The sequence below is a fragment of the Nocardia sp. NPDC050710 genome (assembly GCF_040654375.1).
Lineage (GTDB): Bacteria > Actinomycetota > Actinomycetes > Mycobacteriales > Mycobacteriaceae > Nocardia.
The window spans coordinates 378,966-389,807 of the sequence record NZ_JBFAHV010000004.1; the positions used below are offsets into that span (position 1 = coordinate 378,966).

At 63.3% G+C, this 10,842-nt stretch carries 13 protein-coding genes; all 13 read left to right on the forward strand.

Annotation, left to right across the window (positions count from 1 at the left end; all coding sequences use genetic code 11):
* Position 1 precedes the first annotated feature (1 nt).
* Positions 2-1,564 carry a hypothetical protein gene (locus AB0H61_RS11775; RefSeq protein ID WP_357302220.1) on the forward strand — a complete coding sequence of 521 codons (1,563 nt, stop codon included), beginning with the start codon at positions 2-4 and terminating at the stop codon, positions 1,562-1,564.
* A 1-nt stretch (position 1,565) separates the two neighbouring features.
* Positions 1,566-1,916: a hypothetical protein gene (locus AB0H61_RS11780; RefSeq protein ID WP_357302223.1), complete on the forward strand. Its 351-nt coding sequence runs from the start codon at positions 1,566-1,568 to the stop codon at positions 1,914-1,916.
* Between the two features lie 3 nt (positions 1,917-1,919).
* On the forward strand, positions 1,920-2,294 hold the full coding sequence (locus AB0H61_RS11785) for a hypothetical protein (protein ID WP_357302226.1): 375 nt from the start codon (positions 1,920-1,922) through the stop codon (positions 2,292-2,294).
* Between the two features lie 45 nt (positions 2,295-2,339).
* A complete protein-coding gene (locus AB0H61_RS11790; protein ID WP_357302229.1) occupies positions 2,340-3,377 on the forward strand; it encodes a toprim domain-containing protein in 1,038 nt (345 codons plus the stop codon).
* A gap of 27 nt (positions 3,378-3,404) precedes the next feature.
* The gene (locus tag AB0H61_RS11795) at positions 3,405-3,758 is read left to right on the forward strand and encodes a hypothetical protein (protein ID WP_357302232.1); all 354 of its coding nucleotides are present in this window, start codon (positions 3,405-3,407) and stop codon (positions 3,756-3,758) included.
* A 46-nt stretch (positions 3,759-3,804) separates the two neighbouring features.
* The gene (locus tag AB0H61_RS11800; protein ID WP_357302235.1) at positions 3,805-4,722 is read left to right on the forward strand and encodes a DUF2637 domain-containing protein; all 918 of its coding nucleotides are present in this window, start codon (positions 3,805-3,807) and stop codon (positions 4,720-4,722) included.
* Positions 4,719-4,913 (forward strand): hypothetical protein, encoded by a 195-nt coding sequence (locus AB0H61_RS11805; protein ID WP_357302237.1) that lies wholly within the window; start codon positions 4,719-4,721, stop codon positions 4,911-4,913. Before AB0H61_RS11800 ends, AB0H61_RS11805 begins: the two co-directional genes overlap by 4 nt.
* Positions 4,914-5,065: 152 nt before the next feature.
* Entirely contained in the window at positions 5,066-5,272 is a 207-nt protein-coding gene (locus AB0H61_RS11810) for a hypothetical protein (protein WP_357302240.1), read from the forward strand.
* A gap of 808 nt (positions 5,273-6,080) precedes the next feature.
* Complete coding sequence (locus AB0H61_RS11815) at positions 6,081-6,776, forward strand: hypothetical protein (protein WP_357302243.1); 696 nt, start codon at positions 6,081-6,083, stop codon at positions 6,774-6,776.
* Complete coding sequence (locus AB0H61_RS11820; RefSeq protein WP_357302333.1) at positions 6,776-7,594, forward strand: DNA adenine methylase; 819 nt, start codon at positions 6,776-6,778, stop codon at positions 7,592-7,594. The genes AB0H61_RS11815 and AB0H61_RS11820 overlap by 1 nt, the downstream gene beginning before the upstream one ends.
* 343 nt (positions 7,595-7,937) lie before the next feature.
* The gene (locus tag AB0H61_RS11825) at positions 7,938-8,906 is read left to right on the forward strand and encodes an HNH endonuclease signature motif containing protein (protein WP_357302246.1); all 969 of its coding nucleotides are present in this window, start codon (positions 7,938-7,940) and stop codon (positions 8,904-8,906) included.
* A 92-nt stretch (positions 8,907-8,998) separates the two neighbouring features.
* Complete coding sequence (locus AB0H61_RS11830; RefSeq protein WP_357302248.1) at positions 8,999-10,051, forward strand: DUF262 domain-containing protein; 1,053 nt, start codon at positions 8,999-9,001, stop codon at positions 10,049-10,051.
* An 18-nt stretch (positions 10,052-10,069) separates the two neighbouring features.
* Entirely contained in the window at positions 10,070-10,726 is a 657-nt protein-coding gene (locus AB0H61_RS11835; RefSeq protein ID WP_357302251.1) for a hypothetical protein, read from the forward strand.
* Positions 10,727-10,842 lie beyond the last annotated feature (116 nt).

The window sequence follows — 10,842 nt, forward strand, 5'->3', positions numbered from 1 at the left end:
TATGTCTGACCGTAGTCCTGAGGACGAGATCCGCGCCGAGCTGCGCCAGTTCGGGCATTCGCTGCAGCATCTGCTGCGTTTGCATGCCCAAGCGGGGAACTGGCTGGAACGGTGCCGGGTTCGTAAGCAGATCAGTCGCACGTTGCGGGTGCAGCGTCGCGAGGAGCAGGCCGCGCGAGCTCATCAGTTGGTGTCGACCCAGCAGATGATCGACCGCTACCGGGTGCATGCGTTGGCGGTCGCGGTGCGTGCTGTCGACCCGAGCGTGGATCACGACCGCCGATTCCGTGACGCCTACGGCCTGGCCCAGCACGTGAACATGCTGCGCACCCAGGTGATCGCCAACGATCGGCTGACCATGGTCGAGCGGGGGATCGCATTGGACGGCCTCGATGCCGCGACGGTGTTCCCGCAGTTCGCGCCGGGCCGGTTGTTCGACAACGCGCACAAGGTCCGGGGGGTCGAGGCGTTGAAGTATCGGGCGCAGGTGGCGCGAGAGCTCGGCGCCGACACCTACACCCAGCAACTGCACTCGCAGCGCCAGCAGCGGCAACGGCAGCCGACGATGCCGCAGCAGCAGGTATGGGCGCAGCGGCGTGGCCCCGAGGTCCCGGGCGTGGTAGGTGCCCGGGAAGCCGAGCGGCGGCGTGGGTTCGATCCGGCCGCGACGTGGGAGACCTCGGTGCGGTATCACCGCCCCGACAGAGTCGGCCCTGACACCGTGTCGGTGGAGCGGGGTTGGCACCGCGACGGTGTCGAGTCGATGCGGTGGGCGCTGGACACGATCGAGGGTTTGCAGATCGAGCCTGGTACGCGGTTGTCGGCGGCGGCGTGGCGTGACGGGGAATCTGCTCCGCAGTACATCAGCGGAGGCACCCCGGACGAGGTACGCGAGGCGTTGGCCGAAAGGATCAGCGCCGCGCGCCGAGTCCACACCGAGCGCTCCGGGGGTGTCGAACCGTCGACTCCGCCGCCTCCCGACCCGGTAGACCGTGACCAGACCAGAGGGGAGCAGGTCGGCGCGGATCGGTTGGCCGCGGTCGAACGCCAGCTTTCGGACCTACAGGCTGATCGGGATCGGCTCGGTTCCCGGGTGCTGATGTTGCAGCGTGGACTGGACGCGGTCACCGACGACCGCGACGAGATGAAGACCAAGCTGGAGACCGCCGAGGGCCGGATCGAGGAGTTGAAGAACCGTAACATCCGGCTGGCCAACGAGATCGGCGAACTGCGCGACCGGCCTGGTATGGATGAGGTTGCCGCGCAACGGGATCGGTACAAGCGCGAACGTGACGAGGCGGTGCACAAGCTCGCCGAGCGCACACCTGAGCGCGCCCGGTACGGCAGCCCCGAACGCCGAGCCGAGCAAGCCGAACCAGCGGCCGAGCCGAGCGATCAGGAGTTGCGGCGGGCCGCGTTCGAGGCGGTGCGTCAGCTCAACAGGCGCGAGCAGGCTGAGCGGGAGCCCACCGCACCGTGGCCTCCGCTGGGTCGTGAGGACGTCGGCGTGTCGGTGGATCGACCAAATGGGCAGCGGCGCAACGGCATCGAGCGGAGTCGTTGACATGGAACGTGAACACGAAGAAGCCATGCGCGCCGACTTCGCCGAGCAGGTCGACCTGGAACGGAAGGCGTATCGGCCGGGTGTCACCGACGCCGATATCGATGCCATCTTCGGGCAGCGCGACGAGATCGAGAAGCGGTGGGACCGCGGACCGCACGCCGAGCACTGGGGCTACCTGTCCGACGCCTACGACGACTGGTCGCGTTCACCGGAAACGATGCGCCGGTTCCAGGAAAACGTCGACTATAACGGCGGATACGGGCTCACCGATGTGCAGCGCCGCAGCCAGGAACAGGCACGCACGCTGACCAGGAACGACCGGCCCCGCCCCAGGATCGAGCGGGGGCGGTGAGTCATGCATCCCGAACACGAGGAAGCGATGCGCGAAGCGTTCACCGAACTGGATCGCCTCACCCGGTTGGCTTTCCGGTCGGACTTCGCGACCCAAGCCGATATCAACCGGCTCTACACCGACGGCGGCGCGATCGATCAGGGCTGGCACTACGGACCGCACCGCGAGCAGTGGGAGTTCCTGAAACAGGCCCGCTCACAGTGGGAAAGCGATCCGGAAGCGATGCGGCAGGCGCTGGTGGAGTCTGTGCGCGTGCCGGGTGGCCGGTTGGATGCGGTGCAGCGCCGCAGCATCGAACAGGGCCGCGTCCTGGCCGCCGCCCGGATACGGTTCGAACCGCCCGGTCCAGCACACGGGCCCTCCGAGCGGGGGCGGTGAGCTGAGATGGAACCTCAACCGCCGCAGGGTTATTCGTATCAGGTCGTGACCGACGCTCTAGTTCGCAGGGTCGGGTTGCCGCCGATGCCGCGGTCCCCGCAGCAGTGGACCAACTACCTGTGCCCGGTTCACGAGGGCGACGGCCACCATCACAACCCGAGTCTTGGTGTGCGGTATGACCCGCAGCAGGGCAAAACGATGGTGCGGTGCTGGGCACGCTGCAACGACGAGGAGGTTCTGGACCGGATCGGGTTGCGGGTGCGGGACCTGTGGGACCGTCTCCCCGAACGCACCCGCTCCAACACCACCAACTCTCGCGGCACGACAAGCAACGGTTCTGCTCGCCGGTCCTTCGGGGCCGGCGGGCGCACCGCCCGCCCAGAGTCCGCGTCGCAGAAGGCGGCGCCGCAGATCGTGTCGCCGGTGGAGAAGGCGATCCTTGCTGCACGGTTTCCGATCCTGTCCAAACCCGATCTCGGGGTGCAGACGGGGCGGCCGGAGACGGTGGATTCCTACATCTACCGGTGGCCCAACGGCCGCATCGAAGGCGTCGTGCATCGGGTACACACCCCGCACGAACATGGGCACGCCAAGAGTTTCTGGCAGGCCCACTGGACCGGCACCGAATGGGAGAAAACGGGGTTCGCGCCGATCCCGTGGAAGCTCGCCGACATCCGCGAAGCACTCGATACCGGTCGCGAGATCTATGTGTGCGAGGGGGAGAAGGACGTGCAGCGCGCGAACCAGGCCGGGCAGATCGCGACTTGCAACGCGATGGGCGCTGGTTCCTGGACCGCCGAGCACGCCCGCTGGCTGGCGGGTGCGTCGCGGGTGATCGTGGTCGCCGACCGCGACCGCCCCGGATACCGACACGCGGCAAGGGTCGCGGACTCCCTCGCGGACCGGGTGGGGGAGGTGCGGGTGATGCAGGCCCGCGGCGGCAAAGACCTGTCCGACCATTTCGACGCCGGATACGACCTGAGCGACCTGGAACCGGTCCCGTATCTGGATCGGCCGCAGCAGGCCAGGTTTCGGTCCGCGCCCGTGAATCGCGGGCAGTCATCCCGACAGCGCAGTCGCTGAACCGCCCACAACACAAGGACAACTCCGATGGACCACATCAACAATCCGACCCACGTCTACGAGCGCGCGATGGAACTTCAGCGACGCATGTTCAACGCCACCGCCGCCGCCAACAATCCCGATCTCGCCTACCCCGAGTGGCCCGACAACACTCCGCTTCCCGACCTCGCACCGCAGGAGTACGACGCCGAGACCGCCTACTACCAATTCCTCGATACCCACCGAGACCACCTGGGCACCCACCCCGATTTCGCTCTCGAATACCGCATTCTCGCTGACCTCGCCGCCGAGGGCCGCGACGTGAGCGACTTGTTCACCTACACCGGCGACCCCGAGGGCCGCGACAACCGCCGCCGCGATGGGTGGTCGCGCGGCCGGTGAATCACCGCCTGCGCATCGACCACACGCGAGAGGAGACCCAATAATCATGACCACGAATACGACCGGTGCGCAGGCGGTGCGCGGCACCGACGCCACGCACCGCAGCGCACCCCACGACGGTTCACCCGGTGCGCGGACCCACGAAGAGATATCGGCGATCCGGTTCTTCTGGGGAGAGCTATTGCTCGTCGCGGCGATGTCGATCGCGGGCAACATCGTGCACGCGTGGCTCAACGCACCAGCCGGGAAGCAGTGGGTCGCAGCGTTCGTCGCCTCGTTCCCGCCGATCGCGCTATTGGCAGCAACCCACGGCGTCGGACTGCTCGTCCGCGCCCAGAACAAAGCCAGACTCGCGTATTGGGCGGTTGTCGCGCTCACAGCGGCCATTGCGGCGATCGCGTTCCGGCTCTCGTTCGACGCTCTGCGGGAATTGTCGATACAGGTGGGGATGAGCGAACACCTGGCGTTCCTGTTCCCGCTGATCATCGACGGTGCCATCGGACAGGCCACCGTGGCGCTGTTGGTGCTGGCACGCACCGACCGCACCGACCCCGAACCGGTGGTGCGCACCGACCCGGAACCGGTGCGCACGCTCGATCCGGTACGCACCGTGTCGGTACGTGAGGTTCACACCGAGACCCGATCGACAACGAGCGAACTCACCACCGCCGACTCCCGCCCGGAGCTGGAACAGCGCCCGCACATCGAGATCGATGTACCTGCGCACCAGCCGCGCACCGGGGTGGTGCACACCGTCGACCGGTGGGCCGCCGTCGCGGAGCAGTTGTGCAGCACCGATCCGGCAGGGCGCCGCGATCCCGACACGGTCACCGCGATCCTTCGCCTCAGGCACGAGGAGGGGTGGTCACACGCACAGATCGCCGATCACACCGAAGTCAGCAAGTCAGCCGTGACCCGGACGCTCACCGCGGCGCAGCGCATAACGGAAGGAATCGATCAGTGACCAGCACAGTCAAGATTCGGTTGTCCGGTGATCCGGTCGCCGTCGAGGCGGTACAGGCGATGCTGACCGCCGCAGGGTTCAACACCCGCTTCGGCGACCGGAACTACCCCAACCGCAACAGCTTCGGTGTCCGTGCCTACGGTGAGATCGCGGTAGCAACCGGCCCCATCGCTGGAGAAGGACAGGGCTGATGCCGCGGTTGATGTCGGTCTCGCTGACCGAGGACCAGGTGCGCGCCCGCACCAAGACCGTCACTCGCCGGATGGGGTAGCTGCACCTACGCCCTGGCGCCCGATTGACGTTGTGCCGCAAGGTTATGGGACGCCACAACGGCGAGGCGCTCGTGAGGATTGTCGACGTCGAGGTTCTCGATGTACGCCGCGAGCGGTTGGACCTCATCACCGCCAGCGAGGTGCGCGCCGAGGGCTTCCCAGACATGACCCCAGGCGAGTTCGTGGCCTTCTTCTGCCGCGCCCACACCAGATGCACACCGCAAACCGTCGTCACCCGCATCCAATGGCGCTACCTCCACGCCCCGATCTACGAATAGCACGGGGAATTTCCGATCGAATAGAAGAAACCCGAACGTCGAGCCGATAGGCCCGCCAGGCATCCGCCAGGCGGGCCTATCGGCATGTTCGGGGCGATTCCCTGCCGGGACAGTGCCGGGACTCTGCCGGGACAGTGCCGGGACTCTGCCGGGACAGTGCCGGGACTCTGCCGGGATTCTCAAGTCCCGGCAGTGTCCCGGCACCTTTCGCTCAAACTGCGTTTGAGCTGGGTGTTTTGCGCCGTCTCCTGCCCTGCCCGGCCGACACTCTCTATGGCTTCGCTGTTCATAGAGAGTGTCGGCCGGGCAGGGCAGGAGACAACACAAAACACAAAGAGACAGAAGAGAACCACAAGAAGGGAGGGAGACCACAAGGGAGAAGAGAGGACCACAAGAGGGAGGGTTGGGAGCGGGGTCGCGTCAGGCGGGAAAGTCACGTTTAGAGCTGCGCCACCGGAGGCGGCGTGTTCGCGCGCAGGGGCGCGCTCAGTGCCGGGACAGGGTCGAGCACGCGGGCGGCGGTTTACCCCACGCGAGATCGGTTGCGTCGCAGTGGCGAGAGGCGGGCACAGACGCGTGGGGGTAAGCGAAGACCACAAGAGGTGGGACGGCGGGAGCGGCGCAACCACGGTTGAGACATAGGGATCAATTCTGTTGATGCACAGGCATCAACGGTGGTGAGGCGTAGGCGTTAATGGACGACGCAGAGGCATCAACTTCGGAGCACTGGCAGGAACGAAAACTGCTGGTAGGCAGCAGTTTTCGTGGTAAAATTGATGCCTAAGCATCAAGACGGAGAGGGTGTTGGATGAGTAGGTTCGCAGGCTCGGTCGTGGTGGCGATCGAATCGACGTGGGCTGCGATCCGCGCCGCTCATCCCGATGTGCCGGATGTGGTGGTGACGATGGCGGCGGGGTCGATGAGTTCGCCGCGTGGGTTGCGGTTGGGTCATTTCGGGGCGGACCGGTGGGTGCGTGGGCAGGACTGGATGCCGGAGTTGTTCGTCGGTGGTGAAGGGTTCGCGTTCGGCGCTCGCGAGGTGTTCGGCACCCTGTTGCACGAGGCGGCGCATGGGATCGCGCGGACCCGGGGTGTGCAGGAAACCAGCCGCGGTGGTGCCTACCACAACGGCAGGTACAAGCAGATCGCAGAAGAACTCGGGCTCACCGTGACCCGTCAGGCCAGCCGGGGCTGGTCGGAAACCGCACTGCCCGACACCATGGCCAAACGCTACCGCCGCCAGATCGACGGATTGGCCAAAGTATTGATCGCGCACCGCCGATCCGAACACGACCCCGCGCCAGGCGCACCAGTCGGCGGGACCGATGACGAGGAGACCGCCGGCGACGGCAAGGAACGCGCGCCACGCAGCGGCCGCGCGTTGGTCTGTGGTTGTGATCCGGTTCGGCGGGTCCGGGCGGCGCAGCGCACGATCGTGGCGGGGCCGATCCTGTGCGGAGTGTGCGAGCAGCAGTTCGCTGTTGCCGAGGCGGAGGCGTCGTGATGCGCCCGCCGATGGCCTATTACGGCGGCAAAACCACACTGGCGGGCCGGATCAGTGCGATGCTGCCTGTCCACCGGCATTACGTCGAGCCGTATGCAGGATCGCTGGCTGTGCTGCTGGCCAAGCCGCAAGCTCGGATGGAGACTGTCAATGATCTCGACGGTGACCTGATGACGTTCTGGAAAGTCTTGCGCGACAATCCCGCCGACCTCGCGAGGGTTTGCGCGCTCACTCCGCACTCACGGACCGAGCACGACGCCGCCCATGCCAGCCTGGACGAGTGTGATGATCTTGAGCGGGCCCGCCGGGTATGGGTGCGTATCACCCAAGGCCGTACCGGAACCATGCGGCGCACCGGGTGGCGCCACTACGTCGATCCGAACGGATCTGGATCCTCCATGCCGCGTTACCTCGCTGGGTATCTGGACCGGATGCTGCCCGCCGCCGAACGACTGTCCAGGGTGTCGCTGGAAGCGCGTCCCGCGGTCGAGGTGATCGATGCCTACGGCCGCCACCGAGACGCTCTGCTCTACGTCGACCCGCCGTATCTCGGCACCACCCGGGATCGGAACTACCGCTACGAGATGACCAGCGAGACAGCACACCGTGACCTCGCTGCCGTCCTGCACGCGTGCCGCGCCACGGTCGTGCTGTCCGGGTACGCCAGCGATCTCTACGACCACGACCTTGTACCCAAGCTGGCATCGGTACACCCTCGCCAGCGGCACCAGCCAGGGCGGGCAGTGGTCGGCACGCACCGAAATCCTGTGGTCCAATCGGGAACTCGCCGACGCCGTATTGCCGCTGGATGCCTGTAACGAAACACTGCCGGACGCGCCCCATGACGCGACCGTCTGTAACGAAACATCGTGTGAGGCGCCTGACTGCGTCCAAACAATCCGGCAACCGGTCACCGGGCGCCGCCGCCGATTCTGCTCGACCCGATGTCGAGTCCGAGCCCACCGCACGGCCCGCGAACCGGGCACTCCCTTTGATGCATAGGCATCGCGAGTCGTAGCCGAAGCCGCGCCGCGCCAGTTCCGCGGCTGGTCGATGCCGGCGCTGACAGGCGGGCCGCAGGTTGATGTCGGTGGGGGTCGGTAGCCTGTCTGGTCGGGTCGGCACGACCGGCCGGAGATGACATGTGCAAAGGAGACGACCATGCCAGCGTGGGCGTTCAAATCGGTTAGTGATGATCGCGATTGGCAGAGCAACGACGGCTATCCCGACGTTCACGGATCCCAGTACGTCTACAACAACAAGGTCGGAAACTCCCAAAACGTTGACCGAGGCGACATCGTGGTGGTGCACGACCGCAACATCGTCCACGGCATCTCCCGGATCGAAGACATCAAGATCGAACCCGATGTGAAAGTCCGAATCCGACTGTGTCCCAATTGCCGGAAAACCGGCGCCGGACTCCGCAAGACCAGGAAGCCGACGTACCTGTGCGGGAAGTGCCGCCACGAGTTCGACGACCCGTTCATACGGCACGATTCACGTACCGTCTACACCGCGATCTTCGGGACCGAGTGGCGCAGCGTCGACGGGCCGGTAACAGTCGAGGCGCTCAAGTCGGTGCTGATGGTCGCAGATACGCAGAGCTCTATCCGCAAGGTCGACCCGGACAAACTCGCAGATCTGCTCGGCGAAGTAACAGTCGCCCCGGCACTCTCGGACGATTCGTCCGCCGGCACGAAGCTGCCGAAGCCGATCGCTGGCGGTCGACGTCGATCTATGGTGACCGTACGCAACAACCAAGGAAAATTCCGCCGCGAACTGATCGGACGAGACGGACTCGTCTGCGCCATCACCGGCCCCGCGCCCTCGAGTGCGCTACAGGCCGCACACCTTCGAGCCTTCGCCAAACACGAAACCCACGACCCCGACGAAGGATTGATGCTGCGCACAGACATCCATGGACTGTTCGACGCCGGCCTACTCGCCATCGATCCAGACACCATGCAGGTCGTGGCCTCACCCGAACTCGCTGACTATCCGTACTACTGGGGTCTTCGTGGAACAAGCATCAAACCTGGTCCGTGGGCAGACGCATTGTCTGACCACTTCACGGCCGCATCGCAGGCGTGGATCCAAACGGCAGTTACCGAATTGGCGGTGGCTACGTAGCGTTCCACCGCCAGAGTACGGTGAGACATCGATCGATCATGTAAAGTTCGGCAACTGGTGCAAACTATCCTAGTTAAACCATTGAAGCGGGAGTGGAATTGGACGGCAGTAATCCGGAACACTATCCCATCGCGGACTTTCTTAATTGGCATACGCAGAAGGAGCTTATTCTCAACCCTGAATTTCAGCGTGGGGCAATCTGGCAACCTGCCGCCCGTAGCTATCTGATTGATTCCATTCTGCGTGGATACCCTATTCCGAAATTGCTTATGCGCACGCGAATCGACCGGCCTACAAGGAAGACCATTCGAGATGTAGTCGATGGTCAACAACGCCTGCGTACAATTATCGATTTTGCCAACAACAAGCTTATACTTGGCAGTAAAGCTGGCAATTTCAACCGGATGCGGTTCGACGACTTAGAGGACGATCTGCAGGACCGCTTCCTTGCTTACAAGCTGACCAGCGAGCAGCTCATTAACGCCAGCGATGAAGACGTTCTGGAGGTCTTTCTTCGGATAAACTCATATACCATTCCTGTGAACCCTGCCGAACTGCGCAATGCAAAGTTTTCGAGCGCTTTCAGTTACGCGGTGAAGGAATCAGTAACACGAGCATCGAGGCTGTGGGATCTTGGCGTAATCCCCTCTCGATCGCGCGTTCGCATGGCTGACCAGACGCTGATTGCTGAGATATATGGATACTTGGCTAACGGCGTGAGCGAGGGTGGCGAATCCGTCGTTACCAAATTGTACGAGCAGTTCGACGGAAGGGATTCTGAATTCCCGGATCCGTATGGAGTGGACTCGCTGATAACTCGTGTAATTGAGATAGTTGCGCCTTTTAGAGGTCAGCGTATTGTGCGCGCACCTCACTTTCTGATGATAGTGGCAGTGCTCGGATTTCTGGAAGGTATAATCCCGAGTGGTCGAATCGATGTTTCGAACCTGGGAGACGTTCCAGCAGAGTTCGACCTCGATATTGATTTCGCACAGGAAGGGCTTGGGCAACTGAATGATGCTCTCAATGGCGAGATCCACAGCCACGGTTTCGACATTTTCATAGATGCCGCCAGTTCATCGACTCAACGAATGCGAAGCAGGCAGATCCGGTTCGATTTTATTTATCGAGCGCTCGCCGGCTGACGAATTGAGTCCGACCTGATGGTAACCCTTCCCTTTATACTCAGCAGCATTGCTGCTGACCTGGAACGAGAAGTCTTCGAAATAGAGCTCGCATTCGAAGCTTGCAGCCACCATGATAGCATCACCGGCTTCAATACCACATATGGTGCCGGAGAAGATGGGTGCGTTGTCTCGCTGTGGGATGCGTGGAATCGCTTCATGCGCGCGCTAATTTTGACCAGTTGCGCCGGGCCCTTCGAAGGAGCTAGCGGGCATCTATACACGCCGCCGAATGTCTTTATCGAAAGCGCTGCTCTCCTAGAGTTGAAAAAGGCGGCGAAGAAGACCAATATCAAAGTCGTTCGTACTGAACCGAACTGGTACGATTCGCTGGCTACCGCAGACTTTTGTTCCGCACTTTCTCTTCCCAATGCTGCTGTCATCACTTCTGCTGTTCAGTCATCTCAGATCGTAGACTTTACCGGCGCTATAGTTCCAAATCCCCTTTCGGAGGTTAGAAAAATGCGTAACTACATCGCGCATAAGAATCATTTGACATTCTCTGATATCACTGCGTTGGGATTGAGTTCCAACGATCCCCGTGCATTCATTTCCCAGATTGTTACTGGTGGTACGTCTCGATTCACAGAATGGACGACTGGGTTAATCGCAGTTGCAAATGCTGCGGTTAATTAATCTGCGGCGAACGGCACCCGGCTAGTGCCGCGTCTGGATAGCTTGCTGCGGTAATCGGGTGTCGGCTTGCTCCGGCGTCGGGGACCGGTGATGCTGCCGGTGGAGGTGGTGCCGGT

What these genes read in the sequence shown, in the direction of transcription:
- AB0H61_RS11780 (WP_357302223.1), top strand. Translation starts at nt 1,566, where the DNA reads ATGGAACGTGAACACGAAGAAGCCATGCGCGCCGACTTCGCCGAGCAG.
- AB0H61_RS11800 (WP_357302235.1), top strand. Translation starts at nt 3,805, where the DNA reads ATGACCACGAATACGACCGGTGCGCAGGCGGTGCGCGGCACCGACGCC.
- AB0H61_RS11820 (WP_357302333.1), top strand. Translation starts at nt 6,776, where the DNA reads ATGCGCCCGCCGATGGCCTATTACGGCGGCAAAACCACACTGGCGGGC.
- AB0H61_RS11835 (WP_357302251.1), top strand. Translation starts at nt 10,070, where the DNA reads ATGGTAACCCTTCCCTTTATACTCAGCAGCATTGCTGCTGACCTGGAA.
- AB0H61_RS11775 (WP_357302220.1), top strand. Translation starts at nt 2, where the DNA reads ATGTCTGACCGTAGTCCTGAGGACGAGATCCGCGCCGAGCTGCGCCAG.
- AB0H61_RS11825 (WP_357302246.1), top strand. Translation starts at nt 7,938, where the DNA reads ATGCCAGCGTGGGCGTTCAAATCGGTTAGTGATGATCGCGATTGGCAG.
- AB0H61_RS11785 (WP_357302226.1), top strand. Translation starts at nt 1,920, where the DNA reads ATGCATCCCGAACACGAGGAAGCGATGCGCGAAGCGTTCACCGAACTG.
- AB0H61_RS11815 (WP_357302243.1), top strand. Translation starts at nt 6,081, where the DNA reads ATGAGTAGGTTCGCAGGCTCGGTCGTGGTGGCGATCGAATCGACGTGG.
- AB0H61_RS11795 (WP_357302232.1), top strand. Translation starts at nt 3,405, where the DNA reads ATGGACCACATCAACAATCCGACCCACGTCTACGAGCGCGCGATGGAA.